Raw genomic sequence first — 23517 nt, forward strand, 5'->3', positions numbered from 1 at the left:
TGGCGCCGCCTGTCGCTTCGATCACTCGTTGATGTCGTGATCGAACGTCTTGACCTGTCCGTGGGGCAGGGCAAAGACCCGCCGCAGCACCAGCCACGCGATCAGGGACAGCGCGGCAAAGATCAGCAACAGCACCGCCAGATGCACCGAAAAGTCCGGAAGCAGCAGCAACAGCCCGGTGATCGCCGCGCCCACGGCAAAGCCCAGAAAGATGAAACCGGGCAAGAGCACCTCGAGAATGGCCAGAACCAGAGCCCCGGCCATCCAGACCCACCAGATCGTCCAGAAGGGATCGGCCATCACTTGCCTCCTTTCAGCATCTTGAAGGCGTCTCCGAAGGCCTCGATGGCATTCGCCGGCAGGACGATGGTCTGCTTGCCGTCACCGTTGCCCAGCGCGTTCAGCGCCTCGACCTGCTTCAGCGCCACCTGGTACTGCGCCGCCTCGATGCCGTTCTCGCGGATCGCCTTGGCGACGACCTCGGTGGCATAGGCCTCGGCGTCGGCCTGGATGCGGCGGGCCTTGGCGGATTGCTCGGCGGCATACAGTTCGGCATCGGCCTGCAACTCGACGGCCCGCTTGCTGCCCTCGGCCTCGGTCACCTGCGCGCGGCGGGCACGCTCGGCATTCAGCTGCTGCAGCATCGCCTCGCGGGTCGCCGCATCCAGGTTCACGTCCAGGATTTCGGCGCGGGTGACCTCGATCCCCCAGTTGTCCACCGCGTCCTCGACGCTTTCCTTGATGCGCATGATCAACTGGGCGCGGTTCGACTGCACCTCGTCCAGGTCCATCTTGCCGATCTCGGCGCGCACGATGCCGGCGACCGTGGTCGCGATGGCCGCGTCCACGTCACGGATCCGGTAGACCGTCTTTTCCGGCTCGAGGATGCGGTAGAAAACCGAGGTTTCGACCTGCACCAGCACGTTGTCCTTGGTGATCGCGTCCTGCGTGGCATTGGGCAGCTGGCGCTCGAGCACCGAGATCTTGTGACGCGCAACGTCCAGAAACGGAACGATGAAGTTGATGCCGGGTCCCAGCACGGAATGCAGGCGTCCGAACCGTTCCACCACGTATTTTTCCGACTGCGGAACGATCTTCACGCCCTTGAAGATCACGATGACGATGAAAATCGCGCCGAGTAGATAAATGACGTTTTGTGTGAGCAATCCGATTACCTGATCTTCGGTCATATCCGTCCCTGTCAATTGTGTGCTGTTGTATACATTTCGGGGTTGAGCCCCTGTCTTTCAATACCGGTAAGGCGTGAACGGGTGGCGAGGCAAGTATGCAGAGCAATGAGAAACCACACAAGAACGTGCTTGTGCCCTTGTTGCCATGATACCGGCCGGTTGCGCCGGAACGAGGGCGGCGCAAACCGCCTGACGGGTTGCATTGCGCGCGCCGATCGGGCAAAGCCTGCCCGGTTCAGCGATCCGAGGCGATGACATGACCCAGCGTTTCTCATTCGAGTTGAAGGCAACCGACGGCAAGGCCCGGACGGGCGTGATCAACACCCCGCGCGGAGAGGTGCGCACCCCCGCCTTCATGCCAGTGGGCACCGCCGGAACGGTCAAGGCGATGATGCCCGAAAGCGTGCGCGCGACCGGGGCCGACATCCTGCTGGGCAACACCTATCACCTGATGCTGCGCCCCACGGCCGAACGGATCCACCGCCTGGGCGGCCTGCACAAGTTCATGAACTGGCACCGACCGATCCTGACCGACTCGGGCGGGTTTCAGGTCATGTCGCTGGCAAGCCTGCGCAAGCTCACCGAAAAGGGCGTGACCTTCAAATCCCATATCGACGGCTCGAAACACGAACTGACCCCGGAACGCTCGATGGAGATCCAGCGGCTCTTGGGCTCGGACATCGTCATGTGCTTCGACGAATGCCCCGCGCTGCCCGCCGACCGCGACCGGATCGCGACCTCGATGCGCCTTTCGATGCGTTGGGCGGCCCGCTCGCGCGATGCCTTTGGTGACCGCCCCGGCCATGCGCTGTTCGGCATCCAGCAGGGCGGGCTCGAGCGTGACTTCCGCGAGGAAAGCGCCGAGGCGCTGAAGCAGATCGGTTTCGATGGCTACGCCGTCGGCGGCCTTGCGGTGGGCGAGGGGCAGGAGGCGATGTTCGGCGTGCTCGATTTCGCGCCTGACATGCTGCCGGTGGACAAGCCGCGTTATCTGATGGGGGTGGGCAAGCCCGACGACATCGTGGGTGCGGTGGCCCGCGGCATCGACATGATGGACTGCGTGCTGCCCTCGCGCTCGGGCCGCACCGGGCAGGCCTTTACCCGCCGCGGCGTCGTCAACATCAAGAACGCCCGCCACGCCGACGACCCGCGTCCGCTGGACGAGCACTGCACCTGCCCGGCCTGTTCGAACTATTGCCGGGCCTACCTGCACCACGTGTTCCGCGCCAACGAGATGATCTCGGGCATGCTGCTGACCTGGCACAACCTGCATTACTTTCAGGAGATCATGCAGGGCATGCGTGACGCGATTTCAGCAGGCACGTTCGAGACATGGCAGGCCGAGTTCCACGCGCAGAGGGCGCAGGGCGACATCGAACCTCTTTGAAAGTCAGCTGGCGGATCAGCCCGATCGCGGCACCGCAACGGCGGCCGGGAAAGCTGGTCTTGCGCTGGTGGCAGGGCGCTGAAGGCGGTCGCTGACGCGCCCCAAACTGTCATCCATCCAGTTTCTGAGCGACAGGGCCAAGGGCTGAGCCGGGGCCGATTCCGCGTATCTGGCATGGGGATTCGCCCCCTGATCGGCCAGCAGGAACGCCGCCAGATCCGGTGCGTGCCGGTTCTGCTCTTGCTCGCGCTGCTCAATCACAATGGTCTGATGTCGTTCCGCTTCGCGATGCAGGGCCCGCGGCGACCAGTGGCCGTAGACCAGCTTGCTCAGAACCGCCGCCGCGCCGACCAGCAGGGCCGCGCTCAGTTCCGGCGATCCCCTCAGCGCCTCGCCGAGGCCGGGCAGAAGAAAGGCCGTCACCGCGATCAGCAGGCGTGCAACGGCGATGGATTCTATCATGAACCGCAGACGTGGCAGAAAAACGCAGATCGACACCGCGGCGACAAGGATCGCAACGGCATAGGTCATGCCGGTGAAAACTGGAACCGCCATGCCGAATACCGTCCCGTGCATATGCGCGTAGAGCAGATACCCGGAGACAAACGCCATCGCCGTGCCAAAGGCAATCCGGCGCCGGCTGCGGAAAACCCTCTGATATGCGTGCCTTAACAGCAGGGACGGGCTTGGAATATCTACCTGAACGAAAGCCATGAACATATGGCTAGAGACAGATTTGGGCCGAATTGCGGCCTGGTTTGGCCGGTATCTTGAACATGCGAAAAAATTGCGGGCAACCGCCGACCGGCAAATTCGCCGCATTGATGCCTTGCCCTCCCTCCGGCAAGGGTCCATGCTGGTTTTCACAAACCGGCGCACAAGGTTGAAATCGGCGTGTTAGCGCCCCACCTTTACCGTCCAAGAACAGGAGATGGCCGATGGTCGCCTCGTAGAGGGATCAGTGCCATCTTGCCAACGATTAAGGATAGAGCATGCAAGAGCCTCTGAATTCCTCCTACCCCGTATTGCCGCTGCGCGACATCGTGGTTTTCCCCCACATGATCGTGCCGCTCTTCGTCGGCCGCGAGAAATCGGTCCGCGCGCTGGAAGAGGTGATGCAGGACGACAAGCAGATTCTGCTGTCGAGCCAGATCGATCCCAGCGTGGACGATCCGGGCACCGACGGCATATACCGAACCGGCGTGCTGGCCAACGTGTTGCAGCTGCTGAAGCTGCCCGACGGCACCGTCAAGGTGCTGGTCGAGGGCCAGGTGCGCGTCAAGATCACCGAATTCCTCGAAAACGAGGAGTTCTTCGAAGCGCGGGCCGAGCACTTGACGGAAATTCCCGGCGACGTGACCACGACGCAGGCGCTGTTGCGTACCGTGGCGGACGAATTCGAGCGTTACGCCAAGGTGCGCAAGAACATCCCCGAAGAGGCGCTGGCGGCGGTGGGTGACACCACCGAGCCGTCCAAGCTGGCCGATCTGGTCGCGGGGCATCTGGGCATCGAAGTCCAGCAGAAGCAGGACCTTCTGGAAACCCTCAGTGTCAGTGAGCGGCTGGAGAAGGTCTATGGCCTGATGCAGGGCGAAATGTCTGTCCTGCAGGTCGAGAAAAAGATCAAGACCCGCGTCAAGTCGCAGATGGAGAAAACCCAGCGCGAGTACTATCTGAATGAGCAGATGAAGGCCATTCAGAAGGAACTGGGCGACGGCGACGACGGCTCGAACGAAGTGGCCGAGCTGGAACAGAAGATCGCCGAGACCAAGCTGTCGAAAGAGGCACGCGAAAAGGCCGAGGCCGAGCTGAAGAAGCTCAAGAACATGTCGCCGATGTCGGCCGAGGCCACGGTCGTGCGCAACTACCTCGACTGGATCCTGTCGCTGCCCTGGGGCACCAAATCCCGGGTCAAGAAGGATCTGAACCGCGCGCAAGAGATTCTGGATGCCGATCACTATGGCCTTGAGAAGGTCAAGGAACGCATCGTCGAGTATCTTGCCGTGCAGCAGCGCTCGAAAAAGCTGAAAGGCCCGATCCTGTGCCTTGTCGGCCCTCCGGGCGTGGGCAAGACCTCGCTGGGCAAGTCGGTGGCGCGCGCCACCGGGCGCGAGTTCATTCGCATCTCGCTGGGCGGCGTGCGCGATGAATCCGAGATCCGCGGCCACCGTCGCACCTATATCGGTTCGATGCCCGGCAAGATCATCCAGGCGCTGAAAAAGGCGAAAACCACGAATCCGCTCATCCTGCTGGATGAAATCGACAAGATGGGGCAGGATTTCCGTGGCGACCCGGCCTCGGCCATGCTCGAGGTGCTGGACCCCGAACAGAACAACACGTTCATGGACCACTATCTCGAGGTCGAATATGACCTTTCGAACGTGATGTTCCTGACCACGTCCAACAGCTACAACATGCCCGGGCCTCTGCTGGACCGGATGGAGATCATCCCGCTGGCCGGCTACACCGAGGACGAAAAGCGCGAGATCGCCAAGCGTCACCTGATCCCGAAGCAGATCAAGAACCACGGCCTGAAAGCCAAGGAGTTCGAGCTGACGGACGAGGCGCTGACCGCGATCATCCGCACCTATACCCGCGAGGCGGGCGTGCGGAACCTCGAGCGCGAGATCGCCAAGGTGGCCCGCAAGGCGCTGACCAAGATCATCAAGGGCGAGGCGGAAGGCGTGAAGGTCACGCCGGAAAACCTGGACGAATTCCTCGGCGTGCCCAAGTACCGTTATGGTCTGGCCGAGAAAGAGGATCAGGTCGGCGTGGTGACGGGTCTGGCCTATACCTCGGTGGGGGGCGAGCTGCTCTCGATCGAGGCGCTGCGCCTGCCGGGCAAGGGCCGGATGAAGACCACCGGCAAGCTGGGCGACGTGATGAAGGAATCGATCGAGGCGGCGTCCTCGTATGTCCGGTCGATCTCGCCTCAGCTGGGCATCAAGCCGACGCAGTTCGACAAGTGGGACATCCACGTTCACGTCCCCGAAGGCGCCACGCCCAAGGACGGCCCCTCGGCCGGCTTGGCCATGGTGACCTCGATCGTCTCGGTGCTGACCGGCATCCCGGTCCGCAAGGACATCGCGATGACGGGCGAGGTGACGCTGCGCGGCAACGCGCTGGCCATCGGTGGCCTCAAGGAGAAGCTGCTGGCCGCGCTGCGCGGCGGCATCAAGACCGTGTTGATCCCGCAGGAGAACGAAAAGGACCTGCCCGAGATCCCCGACAACGTGAAGGAAGGGCTCGAGATCATCCCGGTCAGCCATGTCTCCGAGGTGCTGAAGCACGCGCTTGTGCGCCAGCCCGAGCCGATCGAATGGGACGAAGCCGCCGAAGAGGCCGCCGCAGCCGCGGCCAAGGCCGGTGACGAGTCAGGGGCTTCGGCGAGGGCCCACTAGTCAGACACCATGGAAACGGAAAAAGGCGGGCCAGATGGCCCGCCTTTGCCTTTGGGTCTCTCTCGGTGCCTGCGATTTTTCAGCCAAGGGCATAGCCGGCGCCGCGCACGGTGCGGATGGGGTCGCTGCCGCCGTTCCGGCTCAATGCCTTGCGCAGCCTGCCGATATGCACGTCCACGGTGCGCGTATCGACATAGATGTCCCGGCCCCAGACACGGTTGAGAAGCTGCTCGCGGCTCCAGACCCGGCCGGGCTTTTCCATGAAGGTGGACAGCAGACGAAACTCGGTCGGTCCGAGCTTGAGCTCTTCCCCCCCGCGCGTGACCCTGTGGGTCTCGGAATCGAGCGTGATGTCTTCGAAGGTCAGGCGCTCGCCGACGGTCGCCGGGCGCGACCTGCGCAGCTGCGCCTTCACACGCGCGAGAAGCTCGATCAGCGAATAGGGCTTGGCCACATAGTCATCGGCGCCGGTTTCTAGGCCGCGGACCTTGTCCACCTCTTCGGACCGGGCCGAGATCATGATGACCGGCGTGGCGCGGAACTCAGGCTTGATCTTGATCTGCCTGCAGACTTCGATCCCCGACGTGCCGGGCAGCATCCAGTCCAGCAGGATCAGGTCCGGCCGCTCCTCTTCGATCAGCAGCAGCGCCTCGGCGCCGTCGGCCGCGGTCAAGACCCGAAAGCCTTCGCTTTCCAGGTTGTAGACGAGCACTTCTCTCTGGGCCGGCTCGTCCTCGACCACCAGAACGGATGGCTGCAAGTCGGCCATCAGACGTCGCCTTCCTGCAGCGTGGTCAGGGTGCGGTCCTGTTTCGGCCGGTCGTCATCCGGCAGAACGCCCGACACCAGATAGATCGTCTGCTCGGCGATGCCGGTCGCATGGTCGCCGACACGCTCGATGTTCTTGGCGATGAAATGCAGGTGCATCCCCGCCGCGATGTTGCGAGGGTCTTCCATCATGTGCGTCAGCAGCGACCGGAACAGCGTGTTGTAGATCTGGTCGGCCTCGAGATCGCGCTCGATGATCTCCTCGGCCTTTTCCTGGTCGCGCTGGATATAGGCGTCGAGCGCGTCCTTGACCATCGCCTCGACAAATTTCGCCATGCGGACGAGGCCCGACATGGCCCCTTCGATCTCGTTGCTGCCTGCCATCGCCATCGTGCGCTTGGCGATGTTCTTGGCATAGTCGCCGCAGCGTTCCAGATAAGAGCTGATCTCCATGACCGACAGGACGGTGCGCAGATCCACCGCCGCCGGGGCGCGCAGCGCCAGCAGCCTTGCCGCATCCGCCTTGATGGCCTGGTTGAGCTCGTCCACCACCCGGTCGCCCTTGCGCACCTTCTCGGCCAGTTCCAGATCGCGGGTCTTCAGGGCCGTGGTCGCCTCGGAGAGCGCGACCTCCACAAGGCCGCCCATTCGCATGACCATGGCCTGGATGCCTTCCAGTTCCCGGTCGTAGGAGGAAACGATATGCTGTCTTTCAGGTCCCATCTGGGTCTCCATTAACCAATGCGGCCGGTGATGTAGCTTTCGGTGCGCGGGTCGGTGGGGTTGGTGAAGATCTGGCTGGTGTCGCCGAATTCGACCAGCGTTCCGAGGTGGAAAAAGGCGGTCTTCTGGCTGACCCGCGCGGCCTGCTGCATCGAGTGCGTTACGATCACCACCGAATAGTTCTGCTTCAACTCGTCGATCAATTCCTCGACCTGTGAGGTCGCGATCGGGTCAAGCGCCGAGCAGGGCTCGTCCATCAGCAGAACCTCGGGTTCCGTCGCCACGGCGCGCGCGATGCACAGGCGCTGCTGCTGGCCACCCGACAGGCCCGTTCCCGGTTGGTCGAGGCGGTCCTTCACCTCGTCCCAGATCGCGCCACGGCGCAGGGCCTTTTCCACGATCTCGTCCAGATCGGCCTTCGACTTGGCCAGACCGTGAATGCGCGGGCCATAGGCGATGTTGTCGTAGATCGACTTGGGGAAGGGGTTGGGCTTCTGAAACACCATCCCCACCTGCGCGCGCAGCTGAACCGGATCGACGGACTTGGCGTTGATGTCCCTGCCGTCCAGTTCGATCTTGCCGGTGACCCGGCAGATGTCGATCGTGTCGTTCATGCGGTTCATGCACCGCAAGAAGGTGGACTTGCCGCAGCCCGACGGCCCGATGAAGGCGGTGACGGTCTTGTCGGCGATGTCCACGTTCACGTCCTTGATCGCGTGCGTGGCGCCATAGTGGACATTCACGTTCCGGGCCGAGATCTTCGTGTCGGTGATCCCGATATCCCGCTCGATCTTTTGCATGTTGGTCATTTCGTAATCCTCGTTCGGAACGCTTACCATTTGCGTTCGAATTTCTGGCGCAGGTAGATGGCGATCGCGTTCATCATCACAAGAAAGCCCAGCAGCACCAGGATCGCGGCCGAGGTGCGCGAGACGAAGCCGCGCTCGGGGCTGTCGGCCCAGATGAAGATCTGGGTCGGAAGCGCGGTCGCGCTCTCAAACGGGCTGGACGCGGCCGAGGTGATGAAGGCGTTCATGCCGATCAGCAGCAGCGGCGCTGTTTCACCCAACGCCTGCGCAAGGCCGATGATGGTGCCGGTCAGGATGCCGGGCGCGGCCAGCGGCAGGACGTGGTGAAAGATCATCTGCTGTTTCGACGCGCCGATGCCCAGGGCGGCTTCGCGGATCGACGGCGGCACGGCCTTGAGGGCCGCGCGCGTGGCGATGATGATGGTCGGCATGGTCATCAGGGCCAGGGTCAGGCCGCCGACGAAGGGTGCCGACCGGGGCAGGCCGAACCAGCCGATGAACACGGCCAGCGCCAGCAGACCGAACACCACCGAGGGCACCGCCGCCAGGTTGTTGATGTTCACCTCGATGAAGTCGCTCAGCTTGTTCTTGGGGGCAAACTCCTCGAGATAGATCGCCGCGCCGATCCCCAGCGGGAAGGACACCAGGAAACAGGTCAGCAGCGCCCAGAAGGACCCGACCAAAGCGCCCTTGAGGCCTGCAAGTTCGGGGAAGCGCGAGTCTGCGTTGGTGAACAGCGCCCAGTTGAACGGCTTGGAAATCGCGCCCTGCTCCTTGAGCGCGTCGAACCAGGCGATCTCGCGATCCTTCACGCGCCGGTTCTCTTCCGGGGTGTCGCGCTTGATGAGCCCCTTGTTCAGCTGGTCATAGGGGTCCGAGACCGGCACGGTCATGGTGATGGTCTGCCCGATCAGAGAGGGGTCGGCCTCGACCAGATCCCGCAGCTCGAACTGGGCGCCGTTCGACAGGATGCCTTCCACGGCTTTCCGTGTTTTCCGGTCCTCCATGTCCGCATCCGGCAGAATCGCACCCAGCGAGGCCCCGAGGGCGTCGTCGAACCCGCCGCGCGGCAGCTTCTCTTCGCGGATCTCCTCGGGGTCGACATAGACATCCAGGGTCAGATGCGTCTGCGTGAAGGCATGCCAGCCGGTCGAAAGCAGCGACGCGACAAGGATGAAGAGCATCACGAAGGCAATCGAGATCGCCCCAAGGCCGATCCATTGCAGGCGGGCCTGCTTGCGGCGGCGGCGCTTGAGCGAGGCCGCAACGATGTCCGCCGTGTTTTTCTTGCCCGAAGGGCCGGAAGGATGGGCTGTATCGGTCATGTCGGTCGCCTCAATCATAGGCTTCGCGATACTTGCGCACGATGCGCAGCGCGAAAATGTTGATCATCAGGGTGACGAGGAACAGCATCATGCCCAGGGCAAAGGCTGCCAGCGTCTTGGGGTTGTCGAAAGACGTGTCGCCGATCAGAAGCGTGACGATCTGAACGGTCACCGTGGTGACGCTGTCCAGCGGATTGATCGTCATCTTGGCGATCAGGCCCGCGGCCATCACCACGATCATGGTCTCCCCGATCGCGCGGCTCACGGCCAGCAACACGCCACCGACGATCCCGGGCAGCGCGGCCGGAAACAGAACGGTGGTCATCATTTCACCGCGCGTCGCGCCAAGCCCCAGGGCGCCATCGCGCAGCGCGCGCGGAACGGCCGACAGGGCGTCATCGGCAAAGGAGGAAATGAAGGGGATCAGCATGATCCCCATGACGCTGCCTGCCGCAAGCGCCGTGTTGGGGGCCACGTCCAGCCCGATCGACTGGCCAAAGCTGCGGATCGCGGGGGCGACGACCAGAATGGCGAAAAAGCCGTAGACCACCGTCGGAACCCCGGCGAGGATCTCGAGCAACGGCTTGACCACCGCGCGCAGCTTGCGGGGGGCGAATTCGTTGAGGTAGATGGCCGAGAACAGGCCAACGGGCACGGCCACGACCAGCGCGATCACCGTGATGACGATGGTGCCCAGGATCACCGGGATCCAGCCAAAGGCCCCTTCGGCCGCGACCTGATCCTCGCGCAGGGGGATCTGCGGCTCCCAGTTCAGGCCGAACAGGAATTCGTACAGGGGCACCCGGTCGAGGAAACGCAGGGTTTCATAGGACAGCGAGACGATGATGCCGATCGTGGTAAAGATCGCCACGGTCGAGCAAAAGATCATCAGCCCCGAGACGATACCCTCGACACCCTGCCGCGCACGGAACTCGGCGGCCACGCGCGAGCGGGCAAAACCCAGCAGCAGCAGTGAGATCACCGCCACCGAGGCGACCAGCAGCCAGCCCGCCTTGGTTTGCAGGGCGGCATGGTGCTCGGCCGCTTCGAGCTTCCAGCTTTCCGGCGTTCCGAAAACCTGCCCCCTAGAAATCGACTTGATCTCGGACAGCACCAGCTGCACACCGCCGGAATCGAGTCCCTCCAGAGCTCCGTCAGGCAGCGCCCCCATGACAAGCCTGTCGATGACGGTTCCCTGCAGCAAAAGCCACAGCAGGATGAACGTCAGAACCGGCACCAGGATGACCAGCGCCGAGAACATCCCGTGATAAGAGGCCATGGAATGAAGCCGCGAGCCACCATCACGAATGGACTTCGCCGCCATCCGGTTGATCGTGTAACCGGCGATGACGGCGACCGCGAGCAGAACGAAGGGAAGAGCTGTCATGAGCCTGCACTTTCCAAATGAAATCCCGGGCCGCCAATACGCGCCCCGGGCCTTGAGGTCCAGAAAAGACCCTTAGTTCAGGGCGTCCATCGGCTGGGCGTCCAGAACCGCGTCCTGCAGTTCGGCGCGCGCATCGTCGGACAGGGCGACGAGGCCGCGCTCGGCCAGGTAGCCATCGGGCTCCAGGGCGTCGTCCGACATGTATTCTTCGATGAACTCTTCGAGGTTCGGAATGACGCCGCGGTGCGCATTCTTGACGTAGAAATACAGCGGGCGCGAAATCGGATAGGACTTGTCTGCAATGGTTTCGGTCGACGGCTCGACGCCCTCGATCATCACGCCTTTCAGCTTGTCCAGGTTCTCGTACAGGAACGAGTAACCGAAGATGCCCATGGCGTTCGGGTCCGCCTCGAGACGCTGAACGATCAGGTTGTCGTTCTCACCGGCCTCGACGAAGGGCCCGTCGGTGCGCATGCGCGAGCAGTTTTCCTTGACCCAGGTCTTGAAGGCCTTCTTGTCCAGCTCTTCTTTCCTGGCCTTCACGAAGTCCAGTTCCTCGCAGCCTTCGTGCATGGCCAGCTCGACGAAAGCGTCGCGGGTGCCCGAGGTCGGCGGCGGGCCATAGGCCAGGATCTCGACGGCCGGCAGGTCCGGGTTGATTTCGTTCCAGGTCTTGAAGGGGTTGTCCACCCACTCGCCGTTCACTTCCACCTGGGCGCCCAGCGCCTGGTAGATTTCGCTCAGCGACAGGTCCCACTCGATGTCGTTGGCGCGCGATACCGCGATCGACAGGCCGTCATAGCCGATCAGGGCTTCGGTGATGTCGGTCACGCCGTTTTCCTGGCACAGATTGTATTCCGATGCCTTCATGGCACGCGATGCGCCGGTGATGTCGGCGAACTGTTCACCGATCCCGCCGCAGAAGATCTTCATGCCGCCGCCGGTGCCGGTGGATTCGACGATCGGCGAGGGGGCGCCGGTGTTGTTGGCGAACTGCTCGGCTACGGCCTGGGTGTAGGGGAACACGGTTGACGAACCGACGATGCGAATTTCGTCACGAGCGGCTGCGGCGGTGGCGGACACGGCCACGAAGGCCAGCGCCGACACGGAAAGCTTTGTGAAAGACATTGTCACTCCTGTTGTCGTTTCGGGCCGGAGCATGCGGCCACATGGCGGTCGCTAAACAGATTCGGTGACGCTTATGCAAAAAGTATGTGACAGTTCTGTAACGTTGTTTGTGACGATGGCTGAATTCGCGAATTGACGCGAAAAAATCCGCTCCGCAGGGCGGTGCGGATGGCGCGGGCCTGCCAGAGCGCGGCTTCACTCCCGGTCTGGTTTGAACGCCCGATCCTTGCCATCAGGCAAAGCGCGCCCGTGTCCGGTTGGCGAAAGCCACAAGTGACAGCATGACAGGAACCTCGACCAGCACTCCCACCACCGTGGCCAGGGCTGCTCCGGAATTCAAACCGAACAGGCTGATGGCCACCGCAACCGCCAGTTCGAAGAAGTTCGACGTGCCGATCAGGGCGCAGGGCGCCGCGATCCGGTGCGGGACCCGCAGCGCATAGGCTGCGCCGTAACCCATCGCAAAGATCCCGTAGCTCTGGATCAGGATCGGTACCGCGATCAGAACGATCACCGAAGGCTGCGCCACGATGGTCTGCCCCTGCAGCCCGAACAGGATCACCACCGTCACGATCAGGCCGATCACCGAATAGGGTTTGACCTGCGCCTTGAAGGCCTCGATCGCCGCCACGTTGCCCAGTCGGCGCCGCGTTGCCAGCCCCGCCGCCAGCGGCAGAACGATGAACAGGACGACGGAAAGCAGCAGCGTCTCCCATGGCACGGTGATATCGGTCACGCCCAGCAGGAAGGCCACGATGGGCGCGAAGGCCAGCACCATGATCAGGTCGTTCACGGTCACCTGCACCAGGGTGTAGTTTGCGTCGCCCCTCGTAAGGTGCGACCAGACGAACACCATCGCGGTGCAGGGTGCCGCCCCCAACAGGATCAGCCCGGCAACATATTGCTGCGCGTCATCGGCGGGGATGGTGTCGGCAAAAATGTATTGCAGGAACAGCACGCCCAACGCGGCCATTGTGAAGGGTTTGATCAGCCAGTTGACCGTCAGCGTGATAAGTAGCCCCCGGGGTTGACGCGCCACGTCCTTCAAAGAAGCCGGATCGACGCCCACCATCATCGGGTAGACCATCGCCCAGATCAGCACGGCCACCACGAGATTCACATGCGCGACCTCGGCCGCTGCGATGGCCTGGAACAGACCCGGAATCAGATTGCCGAGGATCACCCCCAGCACGATGGCCAGAAAGATCCAGATGGTGAGGTACCGCTCGAATATGCTCATGTTGTGTTTTCTCCCGTCAGCCTGCCGGCGCCGAAGCGGCTGAGCAGGACCATGATTGTTGCCGTTGCCAGGCACAGCGGCAGCCCGCCCAGTTGGTAGGAAAGCCCTGACAACACCGTGCCCAGAAGGCGCCCGGCCGCGTTGGCCATGTAGTAAAAGCCGACATCCATCGTCACCCGGTCTTCGTGGGTGAAGGCGAGGATCAGAAAGGAATGCAGCGAGGAGTTCACCGCGAAGAGGAACCCGAACAGCAGCAGCCCAGCAACCAGCACCACCGTCAGCCACGGCGCGGGGGCGCCTGCGGTCCACGCCATCGCGGTCAGGGCCGCCGGGACCACCGCCAGCAGGCCGGCCCAGCGCCGCGCCTCGTCGACAAGTTCGTCCAGCGGCCGCTCCCTTGCGCGCAGCAGCCTTGGCGCGAATGCCTGTACCGCGCCGTAGAGGATGATCCATACTGCCATGAACGTGCCGATCACAAAGAACGCCGCCCGGTCGCCGGCCGCGCTGCCGTCCGAAAGCACCGCGTAGAAGTAGACCGGAATGCCCACCACGAACCACACATCGCGGGCGCCGAACAGGAACACGCGGGCAAGGCTCAGCCAATTGACGTTGCGGTTCTTCGATAAGACCTCGTGGAACTTCGCGTCCTTGCGACCCTGTGGAAGGCCGGCGGGCATCCACAGGACCACCGCCGCAAGGATCGCGGCCAGAGCCACGGCCATGCCGGTGACCGACGGCACGAAGCCCACGGTTCCGAGCAGCGCCGCGCCAAGCAGGAAACCCACGCCCTTGACCGCATTCTTCGATCCGGTCAGCGCGGCGACCCAACGGAACAGGCCGTCGCCGGTCTTGGGGGCCAGCAGCTTGACGGCGGATTTGCTGCTCATCTTGGCAAGATCCTTGGCCACGCCTGAAACACCCTGCACCGCCATCACGTAAACGACGGAAAATCCGACCGCCCACCCGGGGTCGAGCCGCGCCAGCGCCACCAGCGCCGCCACCTGCAGCGCCAGCCCGGCATAGAGCGTGCGGGTCAGCCCGAACCGTGCCGCGATCCAGCCAGCCGACAGGTTGGTGACGACTCCGGCGGTCTCGTAGAGAACGAACAGATAGGCAAGCTGCACCGGCGTGAAGCCGAGCGTGTGGAAATGCAGCAGCACCAACATGCGCTGCGCGCCGTCGGTCAGCATGAACGCCCAATAGGCCGCCGTGACGGCGGCATAGGCACGCAGGCTGCTCATGTCGCTCACAACGACCCGCCGACCATCAACGCCACGTCCACCAGCCGGTGGGCATAGCCCATCTCGTTGTCATACCAGGCATAGATTTTTACCTGGGTGCCGTTCACCACCATCGTCGAAGGCGCATCTATGATCGAGGATCGCGTGTCGTTGACATAGTCCGCGCTGACCAGCGGCCGCTCTTCGTAGCCTAGGATGCCCTTGAGCGGGCCTTCGGCCGCGGCCTTGAACAGGGCGTTGACCTCCTCGGCCGTGGTGGCCCGCTCCACTTCGAACACGCAGTCGGTGAGCGAGGCGTTCAGCAGCGGCACCCGCACCGCATGGCCGTTCAGCTTGCCCTTGAGTTCCGGGTAGATCAGGGTGATCGCCGTGGCGCTGCCGGTGGTGGTCGGGATCAGCGAATTGAGCGCCGAACGGGCCCGCCGCATATCCTTGGCGGGACGGTCCACGATGGTCTGGGTGTTGGTGACATCATGGATCGTGGTCATCGACCCGTGCCGGATGCCCAGCCCCTCGTGGATGACCTTGACCACCGGCGCCAGGCAGTTGGTGGTGCAACTGGCCGCGGTGACGATGCGGTGACGGGCCGGATCAAAGATGTCGTGATTGATGCCATAGACGATATTGGCCGCGTCGCCGTCCTTGACCGGCGCCGAGACGACCACCTTTTTCACCCCGGCGGCGAAATAGGGGGCAAGCTTTGCCTCGGTCTTGAACGCACCGGTGCAGTCGATCACCACGTCAACGCCGTCCAGCGGCAGGTCCTCCAGCCGGTTTGTCCGGGTGACGGGGATGCGGGTGCCGTCGATGGTGATGCTGTCCGCGTCATGCGAAAACTCGGCCGGCCAGCGTCCGTGCGCCGTATCGAATTCCAGCAGGTGCGCATGCATCGCCGCATCGCCCACCGCATCGTTCAGGAAGGCAATCCTGGCGCCCCGTTCCAGCAGCGGGCGCAGGGCCAGCTTGCCCATCCGCCCCAGTCCGTTCACGGCATAAGTCGTCATGTGGTGGTCTCCATCATGGAAATGTCATCTACCCGTGCCTGCAACGCGACGCGGTCGAGGGTTTCGACAGGCAGCGCCGCGAAGGCGGTGATGCGCCTGCGCAGCTGGTCATAGGCCTGCTCGAATGCGCGCCGACGCTCGGCCTCGGTCCCGGTGGCCTTTGCCGGGTCGGGCACGCCCCAATGGGCGCTGATCGGCTGTCCGGCCCAGACCGGACATTCCTCGTTGGCAGCCTGATCGCAGACGGTAAAGACGAAATCCATCTCTGGCGCGTCCTCGCCCCGGAATTGGGAAACGTGCTTGGCGCGCAAGCCGGACACGTCGTGCCCCTTGGCCTTCAGCGTCTTGACGGTCAGGGGATGCAACTCGGATTGCGGTCGGGTGCCGGCGGAATAGACGTTGAACAGGTCACCGGTCTGGTGCCGAAGGATCGCTTCGGCAAAAATCGAGCGGGCGGAGTTGCCCGTGCAGGTGAAAAGCACGTTCCACTTGCGGCCTGCCTTGGCACCGGATCGGGCGGAATCCGGCTTCGCGGCGCAGATCTCCGGCCGTCCGCGACAGCAGTCCATCAACAGGAAATTCGTCATCTCGTGCACGCCGTCCCACCGCACCCGGTAGCGAAGCGAAGTTCCCGCCCGCGTCTGCGTGACCAGGCCCGCCTGCATCAGCGCCGACAGATAGGCCGAGAGCGTGTTGGCCTTCAGCCCCAGGGCCTCGGCAATCTCACCAGCGGGAACCCTGTCGGGATAGCGACGGGCAAGCAGCCGGAACGCTGCCATGCGGCCCGGATGGCCGAGAGTCGTCAAGCGGGCGAGAATCTCTTGTTCCATATTTCGCGAATAAGAGAAATAGAGGACGCGGGCAAGGCCAGTAACTTGAAAATGGGCATGTTCAGGGGGGCGAGGCCCAAACAAATCGTGCGACACACCTGATGCGCAAGCGCGTCACACCGGACCGGTTCACGCTCTTGGGGGCTGATCTGACAACAAGATGCCGGATGATCGGGGGCCGTGGGCCGCTGGGTGCGGACCGCGGCATTCGCAACGAAGATGTGAGTGGACTTGCCGCGCCCGGTTTGGAATTGTCGGGGTCCAAGGTGACAGGAGGGCCAGCCGTGCTGACCAGACGACATTTCATTGCAGGCTCGCTTGCGCTGTTCTCGCCGCCGATCGGTGGGGCGGTGATGGCATCGACCGCGTCGCAATGGGCAGCGTGGGATGCGCAGGTGACGCCTGCGAACTATGACCCGGCCACCTCGAACCCGTGGGGGCTGCATCCGCGTTTTCTGCCCCAGCGCGTCGAAACCAACCGGCCGCTGGTGCCGGGGGACATCCATGTGGATGCGGTGGCGCGCTATCTTTATTTCATCGAGGACGGTTGGACGGCGATGCGCTATGGCGTGGCGATCGCACGGGGCAACCTGTACGAATCCGGCGTCTATACCATCGGCCGCAAGGCGAAATGGCCACGCTGGACGCCGACGGCGGAGATGATCCGGCGCGATCCGCAGGATTATGCCCAGTTCGCCGATGGCATGCCGGGCGGGCCGACCAACCCGCTGGGGTCGCGGGCCTTCTACCTGTACGAGGGCAACCGCGACACCTATCTGCGCATCCATGGCACGCCTTACCCGCGCTCGATCGGCGGCCGCGCCAGTTCCGGCTGCGTGCGGATGGTGATGGCGCATATCATCGGGCTGTATGACCGGGTTTCGACCGGGGCCACGGCGCATCTCTACCCGGCCGAGCGTTACGTGACCGCGACGGGGTGAGGCGCGGCCGTCTTACTGAACGCGCGTACAGATCGGGCGGCCCTCGGTGGTGCGCAGGGGCAGATAGGTGGTCTCGACCGGACCGACGTGTCGATACCAGTAGCAGCCGTCCTCGGGCATGAGGCGCACCATGCTCAGGTCTTGCGAGGGGGCGGCCATGGCGATGACGCTGTCGGGCAGGGTTGCCGGGGTTCCCGGTTCGTCATCGCCCGCAATCGGAGCGGTGGTCGCGCAGCCCGCGACGACTGCGAGCATGGGCAGGGTCCGGAAAAATCGTGTGGTTGTCATCTGGAATCTCACTTCCTGACCTGTTCTTCGTCGCTTTCGGATACATTCGCACCCAAGTATGATGGCTGCAATTCGGTTTGTGTCGCACTGCGGGATTTCACGTCCTTGTGAGAGGAGAGACCGTTGGGCTTGCCTTGTGTCAAGCTTGCCGCCGGCTGGCTCAGCTCAAGGGGTGCAACCCGGAGGGACCGGAATCTGGCTGTGTCTTACGAGATCGGTTGTGCTACACGGTCGCAATCCAGAATCGAAAACCGCCGAAAATTCGGTGAAAACTGCAGTAGGCCCGCAGAACCGAGCTAAGTGGGCATTTTGCTAGAGTGAGGCTACGGCATTGAACAATAACGCTCAAAAAGCAGCGCGCTTGAGCGTGGCACCCATGATGGACTGGACCGACCGGCATTGTCGGTATCTGCACCGCCTGCTCAGCGGACAGGCGCTGCTCTACACGGAAATGGTCACTTCGCCCGCCCTAGTGCGCGGCGGGGCGCTGCATCTGCTCGAGTTCAGCCCCGAAGAACACCCCGTGGCGCTGCAACTGGGCGGCTCGGACCCCGAGGAGCTTGCGCAGGCCGCGCGGCTGGGGGCCGAGGCGGGTTATGACGAGATCAACCTCAACTGCGGATGCCCGTCCGACCGGGTGCAATCGGGCACCTTCGGCGCCGTTCTGATGAAAGAACCCCAGAGGGTGGCCGACTGCGTGGCCGCGATGCGCGAGGCGGTCGATGTCGACGTGACCGTGAAATGCCGCATCGGCGTCGATGAGCAGGACCCCGAACAGGTCCTGCCCGACTTCCTCGAAAAGATCCGCGCGGCCGGGTGCGAAAGGGTGACGATCCATGCGCGCAAGGCGTGGCTTCAGGGGCTGAGCCCCAAGGAAAACCGGGATATTCCCCCGCTGGATTATGACCTGGTGCACCGGATGAAACAGGCGTTCCCGGACATGCACATCTCGATCAACGGCGGCATCGCCTCTCTGGCCGAGGCCAAGGCGCATCTCGACGCGGGGCTGGACGGGGTGATGATCGGGCGGGCGGCCTATCACCAGCCCGCGGATATCCTCTGTGCCGCCGACCCCGAGATTTTCGGCGTCGGCGCGGTCACCGACCCGGTCGAGGTCGTCCACCAGATGCTGCCCTATATCGAACGCCATCTTGCCGGTGGCGGGCGTCTGCATCAGATCACCCGGCACATGCTTGGCCTGTTCGCGGGCCGTCCGGGGGCGCGCGGCTGGCGCCGGGCCCTGTCCGAAGGCGCCGTGCGCAAGGGTGCCGGGCCGGAACTCGTGCTCGAGGCGCTGGCCTGTGTCGCGCCTATGGAAAGGCCCGCCGAGGTGGGTTAAGCAGGCCTGGGGCGAAATCGGGAGAGAGACATGCCGGATACGATGCTGCTGGCCCAGATGCTGGGCCTTTTGCTTGTGATCGGCGCTTTTGCCGGCGTTCTGGCCGGACTTCTGGGCGTCGGTGGCGGCATCGTCCTGGTGCCCGCGTTCTTCTACGCATTCCAGACGCTTGGCTATGGCGGCCCGCAGCTGATGCAGATGTGCCTCGCCACTTCGCTGGCGACCATCGTCGTGACCTCGGTCCGCTCGGTTCTCAGCCACAACCGCAAGGGCGCGGTCGACTGGGAGATCCTGCGCAGCTGGGGGCCGGGGATCGTCGTCGGCGCGATCATCGGCGTGACGGTCGCCTCGGCCCTGCGCTCCGAGGCGTTGCAGGCCCTGTTCGGCATCCTGGGCATGGTGATCGGCGCTTACCTGGGCTTTGGCCGCGCGGAATGGCGGCTGGGCGACGCAATGCCCGGCGGTTTGCGCCGCGCGATCCTGTCGCCGATGGTCGGTTTTCTCTCGGTGCTGATGGGGATCGGCGGGGGCAGCTTCGGCGTGCCGCTGATGAGCCTCTACAACACGCCCATCCACCGCGCCGTGGCCACCGCGGCGGGCTTTGGCGTCATCATCGCGGTGCCCTCGGTTCTGGGCTTTCTGTTTCTCGAAGTCGCGCCCGAGCATCGCCCGCCCTTTACCATTGGGGCGGTCAACCTCGTGGCCTTCGGCATCGTCATCGCCATGACGATGATCACCGCGCCCTGGGGCGTTCGGCTGGCGCATGCGATGGACCCCAAGCCGTTGAAACGGGTCTTTGCCGTCTTTCTGACGCTGGTCGCGCTGAACATGCTGCGCAAGGCGCTGGGATGGTAGGGGAATTTTTCCAGCGGGGTTGGGTTCGGTTCCCTTTCGATCCCGTTCTGTTGGATTGGGTCGGGCACGCGCTGCCCGTCGCACGCGCCTCTGTCTCCGATCCCGCCTTTGCCAAATGGCACGACTGCGATGGCACCTGGTTCGTCGGCGTCGATGCGCTGGACAATGACCCGCAGGGCAGGGTGGGCGGCTCGGGGCCGCTGGCCGGGCAGGCCGTCGATTTCATCTCGCGCCATCTGGGCTTTCATCCGCTGCACAAGGGGCAGGTCTCGGTGGTCTGTCCCGGCTACCCCCGGCCCCGCCGGGGCGAGAGCGAGGCGGCGGCCCGGTATCGCGCCAAGCGCGACGCGGCACATGTGGACGGGCTGAAAGCCTCGGGCCCCCAACGCCGCCGCCATGTCGAGGAACCGCACGCGTGGATTCTCGGCTTGCCGCTGACCGAGACCAGCCCCGACGCCGCGCCGATGGTGGCCTGGGAAGGCAGTCACAAGATCCTCGGCTCCGCCTTCGCGCGGGCCTTGGCGGGCGTGGCACCCGAAAATATGAACAAGGTCGACGTGACCGAGATCTACCAGTCCGCCCGGAAACAAGTGTTCGACACCTGCACCCGCATCGAGATGCATGCCCGGCCGGGCGAGGCCTATCTGCTGCACCGCCACTGCCTGCACGGCGTGGCCCCTTGGGGCGAAAATGCCCAGGCCGGACCCGACGGCCGGATGATCGCCTATTTCCGCCCCTGCCTGCCGCAAGGGATAGCCGAGTGGATTGAAAGCCCATAACCTCCCCCCATATGTTTCGCAGGAGGTTTTGAGCGATGATTACGATTACGACACACATGGACGGCGCCCTGATCGAAGCTGAACTGACGGGCGAGGTCACAAGCAGAGATTACAACAACATACTGGTCCCGGCGGTCGAAAAGGCCCTGACCGAACATGACCGGATCCGTCTTCTGGTTATCATGGGGCAGGACTTTGAAGGATACGACCTCGGTGCCGCCTGGGCGGATACCAAGCTGGGGCTCGGGCACTGGCGTGGCTTCGACCGGGTTGCGGTGGTGACCGATCACCGCTGGGTGCAGACCGGCGTCCGGCTGGCCGCCCCGATCATGCCGTGCCCTGTTCAGGTCTTCGATCTCGCCGAGCTTGAAACCGCGCGACGTTGGATTCGCGAGTCGCTGGGCACCATCCACGTGATCGGTCTGGACGGCCCGTGCATTCAGGTCAAGCTGCAGGGCGAACTGGACCCCGAAGCCTATGAACGGGCCGAAGGCGATCTCGACGCCCGCATCCGCGAACGTGACGGCTTCCGCCTGCTGCTGGATCTGACCGAGTTCGAGGGCTGGCAGGGCATTTCCGCCCTCGGGGCGCATTTCGACCTCGTGCGCAATCATGTGCCGCTGCTCGAACGCGCGGCCATCGTCGGCGACAAGGAATGGCAGCGCCTGGCGCAGCGCGTCGGCAGCCGTCTTCTCAAGGTCGATACCCGGTTCTTCTCTCCCGATGAGATGGAGCAGGCAAAGGCCTGGCTGGCCGAGGGCTGAACGCCACGAGCGCGGACGGGCGCTGGTTGGCCCGGATGTGCAGCCTGAACGAAAGCTGACGGCGCGCGCGCTACCGCTCCTGCATCCGCGCCGCGCGTCCGCCGCGCCGCTTGGCGAGGCGCGGTTTGCGCGACGGCAGGTCCGCCATGATCTCGGCGCGTTCGGAAGCGTCCATCCTGGACCAGCGGCTGATCTCGTCAATGGTGCGGTAGCAGCCGGTGCAGATGCGCTCGGTCGGGTGCACGACGCAGATCTGGACACAAGGGCTTTCGACCTCGTCCCGTTTCCAAACCACGTTCGTCATGAGCAGTCTCCGGCCCGTTACAAAAAGCGCAGACGATCCAGCGCCCCTTGCAGGATATAGCCCGCCGCGACGTGATCGATAACCTCCCCGCGACGTTTTCGTGTCGTATCCGCCTCGAGAAGTGCCTTTTCTGCCGCAACCGTGCTGAGGCGTTCGTCCCAGAATCCGATCGGCAGATCGGTCAGCCGCGACAGGTTCCGGGCAAAAGCGCGGGTCGATTGGCAGCGCGGCCCCTCGGTGCCATCCATGTTTTTGGGCAGGCCCAACAGGATGCCGCCGATCTCGCGGTCGGCGGCGATCTCCAGCAGTCGCGCGGCGTCCAGCGTGAACTTCTTGCGCCGCACCGTCTCCAGCGGACTTGCCACGCCGCGCATCCGGTCCGAGACGGCCACCCCGATGGTCTTGTCCCCCAGGTCCAGCCCCATCAGCGCCGACATCGGCGCAAGGGCCGCGGCGAAATCCTCGAACGAGTCGTGGATCATTGCGTCAGCCCGGCCTGTCGGGCCGCGTTGCCGATCAGTTCCAGCGCCTCGGTGTTTCCGGCGAATACCGCTTCGGCCTCGGCAAGGATCGCCGTCGCCCGCTCGGTTTCGCCTAGAACGCCCAGCGCGTTGATCAGGCGGGCCCATTCCTCGGCCGAGCCGCCCTCGGCCGCCAGCCGTTCGGCCAGACCATCGACCATGCCACGGATCATCTGTTCGCGATCTTCGGCGCTCATGTCTCCGGCAGCGGCCATGTCGGCGGCGCTCGGCCCGGCCATCGGCGCGCCCTGCGACGCTGGCGGGCGATAGTCCACGCCTGCGCGATAGGCGAGCTCCTCGATCTGGTCGAGAATCGCGTCCGCCAGCGGCGAACCGGCAGGGGCCATCCGCAGGGTTTCCTCCAGCAGTTCAAAGGCCTGATCCGGCCGCCCGATCTGCGCCAGCATCTGCCCCCGGTAATACCGCGCCAGCAGGTTTGCCGGATCCAGCGCCAGCGCCTTGTCCAGCATCTCTTCCGCCTCGGGTGAGACATAGCCGCCGGCGGCCAGTATCAGCAGGCTGGCCATCTCCGAATAGTCCTTGGAGGAGACATCGTCGCCCGACAGCTCGATCACCCGCTGCATGGCCTCATAGGCAGCCTTGTAGTTGCCGACATTGGCCTCGTGCTGCGCCAGCAGCAGATGCCCCTGCAGGTCGTCGGGCCGCCCGGCCACGGTCTCGCGCAGCTTGACCAGCAGGTTTGCATAATTCTCGTCGATATCCGGCTCGGGCGCCGCCGGCATGCGTGCCTCGGCAGCCGCCTGATCGGGGCGCTCCGCGTGGTTCTTCTCGGCCATTTCGACGCGCATGGACAAGGGCAGGTCGAAATATCCGGGCGCGCCCAGCTGCTGATACAGATAGAACGAGCCCCCCACCATCACGGCGGCGGCCACGGCCATGACACCCAGCGTCACGCCGCGGGAGGGGCCTCCGCCCTTGCGCTCCTGCTGCAATTGCGCGTCGGCGGCCAGGATACGGCGCGAGATTTCGGTCCGGGCGCGCTCGGCATCGGCCTCGGCGATCACGCCGCGCGCAAGGTCGCGGTCCACGCCGGCCAGCTGCTCGCGATAGACCCGCAGGTCATAGGCGGCCGCAGGCTCGCCGCCGCGGCGGCCCCGCAGCATCGTGAGGCCAAGAACCGCTGCGACAACCAGCGCCATGAGGGAAACAAGGATCCAGAACGACATGTGCTCTCCTGAGTGTTGCCCCCATCTAGTCCTCTACGGCGGCCGAAAAAAGGGGCAAATGGCCGCTTAGGGCCACCATGTCGCAATAGTGCTCTATTGCGGCGCA

At 64.1% G+C, this 23517-nt stretch carries 24 protein-coding genes; 7 read left to right on the forward strand and 17 right to left on the reverse strand.

Annotated features, from left to right (window positions below; genetic code table 11):
- Positions 1–21: 21 nt before the first annotated feature.
- Both AVO45_RS09165 and AVO45_RS09170 read right to left on the reverse strand, forming a co-directional pair.
- On the reverse strand, positions 22–300 hold the full coding sequence (locus AVO45_RS09165) for an NfeD family protein (protein WP_068346154.1): 279 nt from the start codon (positions 298–300) through the stop codon (positions 22–24).
- Positions 300–1190: an SPFH domain-containing protein gene (locus AVO45_RS09170; RefSeq protein WP_068346156.1), complete on the reverse strand. Its 891-nt coding sequence runs from the start codon at positions 1188–1190 to the stop codon at positions 300–302. The genes AVO45_RS09165 and AVO45_RS09170 overlap by 1 nt, the downstream gene beginning before the upstream one ends.
- Positions 1191–1446: 256 nt before the next feature.
- Between AVO45_RS09170 and tgt the strand changes: the two genes are divergently transcribed.
- The gene (gene tgt / locus AVO45_RS09175) at positions 1447–2577 is read left to right on the forward strand and encodes a tRNA guanosine(34) transglycosylase Tgt (protein WP_068346711.1); all 1131 of its coding nucleotides are present in this window, start codon (positions 1447–1449) and stop codon (positions 2575–2577) included.
- Positions 2578–2592: 15 nt separating this feature from the next.
- On the opposite strand, the gene AVO45_RS09180 is transcribed toward tgt, so the two are convergent.
- The gene (locus AVO45_RS09180; RefSeq protein ID WP_157770131.1) at positions 2593–3189 is read right to left on the reverse strand and encodes a hypothetical protein; all 597 of its coding nucleotides are present in this window, start codon (positions 3187–3189) and stop codon (positions 2593–2595) included.
- Positions 3190–3569: 380 nt separating this feature from the next.
- Between AVO45_RS09180 and lon the strand changes: the two genes are divergently transcribed.
- The gene (gene lon, locus AVO45_RS09185) at positions 3570–5978 is read left to right on the forward strand and encodes an endopeptidase La (protein WP_068346161.1); all 2409 of its coding nucleotides are present in this window, start codon (positions 3570–3572) and stop codon (positions 5976–5978) included.
- Positions 5979–6057: 79 nt separating this feature from the next.
- Here the strand turns inward: lon and phoB are convergent, their stop codons facing one another.
- From phoB to AVO45_RS09235, 10 genes are all read right to left on the reverse strand, one after another.
- Positions 6058–6747, reverse strand: coding sequence for a phosphate regulon transcriptional regulator PhoB (gene phoB / locus AVO45_RS09190; RefSeq protein WP_068346163.1), 690 nt, complete (start codon positions 6745–6747; stop codon positions 6058–6060).
- Positions 6747–7469, reverse strand: coding sequence for a phosphate signaling complex protein PhoU (phoU, locus tag AVO45_RS09195; RefSeq protein WP_068346713.1), 723 nt, complete (start codon positions 7467–7469; stop codon positions 6747–6749). The genes phoB and phoU overlap by 1 nt, the downstream gene beginning before the upstream one ends.
- A gap of 11 nt (positions 7470–7480) precedes the next feature.
- Positions 7481–8278, reverse strand: coding sequence for a phosphate ABC transporter ATP-binding protein PstB (pstB, locus tag AVO45_RS09200; RefSeq protein ID WP_068346715.1), 798 nt, complete (start codon positions 8276–8278; stop codon positions 7481–7483).
- 23 nt (positions 8279–8301) lie between these two features.
- Positions 8302–9603 (reverse strand): phosphate ABC transporter permease PstA, encoded by a 1302-nt coding sequence (pstA, locus tag AVO45_RS09205; RefSeq protein WP_068346716.1) that lies wholly within the window; start codon positions 9601–9603, stop codon positions 8302–8304.
- 10 nt (positions 9604–9613) lie between these two features.
- Positions 9614–10990 carry a phosphate ABC transporter permease subunit PstC gene (gene pstC, locus AVO45_RS09210; protein ID WP_068346165.1) on the reverse strand — a complete coding sequence of 459 codons (1377 nt, stop codon included), beginning with the start codon at positions 10988–10990 and terminating at the stop codon, positions 9614–9616.
- 72 nt (positions 10991–11062) lie between these two features.
- The gene (locus tag AVO45_RS09215; protein WP_068346167.1) at positions 11063–12118 is read right to left on the reverse strand and encodes a PstS family phosphate ABC transporter substrate-binding protein; all 1056 of its coding nucleotides are present in this window, start codon (positions 12116–12118) and stop codon (positions 11063–11065) included.
- Positions 12119–12350: 232 nt separating this feature from the next.
- Positions 12351–13358, reverse strand: a complete 1008-nt coding sequence (gene arsB, locus AVO45_RS09220) for an ACR3 family arsenite efflux transporter (RefSeq protein WP_068346169.1) — start codon at positions 13356–13358, stop codon at positions 12351–12353.
- Positions 13355–14599 (reverse strand): organoarsenical effux MFS transporter ArsJ, encoded by a 1245-nt coding sequence (gene arsJ / locus AVO45_RS09225; protein WP_068346171.1) that lies wholly within the window; start codon positions 14597–14599, stop codon positions 13355–13357. Before arsJ ends, arsB begins: the two co-directional genes overlap by 4 nt.
- 5 nt (positions 14600–14604) lie before the next feature.
- Positions 14605–15603: an ArsJ-associated glyceraldehyde-3-phosphate dehydrogenase gene (locus tag AVO45_RS09230; protein ID WP_068346173.1), complete on the reverse strand. Its 999-nt coding sequence runs from the start codon at positions 15601–15603 to the stop codon at positions 14605–14607.
- Complete coding sequence (locus tag AVO45_RS09235; protein ID WP_068346175.1) at positions 15600–16433, reverse strand: arsenate reductase/protein-tyrosine-phosphatase family protein; 834 nt, start codon at positions 16431–16433, stop codon at positions 15600–15602. The genes AVO45_RS09230 and AVO45_RS09235 overlap by 4 nt, the downstream gene beginning before the upstream one ends.
- Positions 16434–16717: 284 nt before the next feature.
- On the opposite strand from AVO45_RS09235, the gene AVO45_RS09240 reads away from it, so the two are divergent.
- On the forward strand, positions 16718–17374 hold the full coding sequence (locus AVO45_RS09240) for a L,D-transpeptidase (RefSeq protein WP_068346718.1): 657 nt from the start codon (positions 16718–16720) through the stop codon (positions 17372–17374).
- Between the two features lie 12 nt (positions 17375–17386).
- Here the strand turns inward: AVO45_RS09240 and AVO45_RS09245 are convergent, their stop codons facing one another.
- On the reverse strand, positions 17387–17629 hold the full coding sequence (locus AVO45_RS09245) for a hypothetical protein (RefSeq protein ID WP_205627874.1): 243 nt from the start codon (positions 17627–17629) through the stop codon (positions 17387–17389).
- A 364-nt stretch (positions 17630–17993) separates the two neighbouring features.
- Here AVO45_RS09245 and dusA point away from each other — a divergent pair, with 364 nt between their 5' ends.
- The 4 genes from dusA to AVO45_RS09265 are packed head-to-tail and all read left to right on the forward strand — an operon-like array spanning position 17994 to position 21399.
- Positions 17994–19001 carry a tRNA dihydrouridine(20/20a) synthase DusA gene (gene dusA, locus AVO45_RS09250; protein WP_082688730.1) on the forward strand — a complete coding sequence of 336 codons (1008 nt, stop codon included), beginning with the start codon at positions 17994–17996 and terminating at the stop codon, positions 18999–19001.
- Positions 19002–19031: 30 nt separating this feature from the next.
- A complete protein-coding gene (locus tag AVO45_RS09255) occupies positions 19032–19856 on the forward strand; it encodes a sulfite exporter TauE/SafE family protein (RefSeq protein WP_068346181.1) in 825 nt (274 codons plus the stop codon).
- Positions 19850–20635, forward strand: a complete 786-nt coding sequence (locus AVO45_RS09260; RefSeq protein WP_068346183.1) for a hypothetical protein — start codon at positions 19850–19852, stop codon at positions 20633–20635. Before AVO45_RS09255 ends, AVO45_RS09260 begins: the two co-directional genes overlap by 7 nt.
- Positions 20636–20670: 35 nt before the next feature.
- Positions 20671–21399 (forward strand): SpoIIAA family protein, encoded by a 729-nt coding sequence (locus tag AVO45_RS09265; RefSeq protein ID WP_068346186.1) that lies wholly within the window; start codon positions 20671–20673, stop codon positions 21397–21399.
- Positions 21400–21469: 70 nt separating this feature from the next.
- Here the strand turns inward: AVO45_RS09265 and AVO45_RS09270 are convergent, their stop codons facing one another.
- From AVO45_RS09270 to ccmI, 3 genes are read right to left on the reverse strand one after another with little or no spacing between them, the layout of a single operon-like run.
- Entirely contained in the window at positions 21470–21703 is a 234-nt protein-coding gene (locus AVO45_RS09270; RefSeq protein WP_068346188.1) for a DUF1289 domain-containing protein, read from the reverse strand.
- A gap of 17 nt (positions 21704–21720) precedes the next feature.
- The gene (ruvX, locus tag AVO45_RS09275; RefSeq protein ID WP_068346190.1) at positions 21721–22185 is read right to left on the reverse strand and encodes a Holliday junction resolvase RuvX; all 465 of its coding nucleotides are present in this window, start codon (positions 22183–22185) and stop codon (positions 21721–21723) included.
- The gene (gene ccmI / locus AVO45_RS09280) at positions 22182–23411 is read right to left on the reverse strand and encodes a c-type cytochrome biogenesis protein CcmI (protein WP_068346192.1); all 1230 of its coding nucleotides are present in this window, start codon (positions 23409–23411) and stop codon (positions 22182–22184) included. Before ccmI ends, ruvX begins: the two co-directional genes overlap by 4 nt.
- Positions 23412–23517 lie beyond the last annotated feature (106 nt).

This window comes from Ruegeria marisrubri, from assembly GCF_001507595.1.
Taxonomy (GTDB): Bacteria; Pseudomonadota; Alphaproteobacteria; order Rhodobacterales; family Rhodobacteraceae; genus Ruegeria; species Ruegeria marisrubri.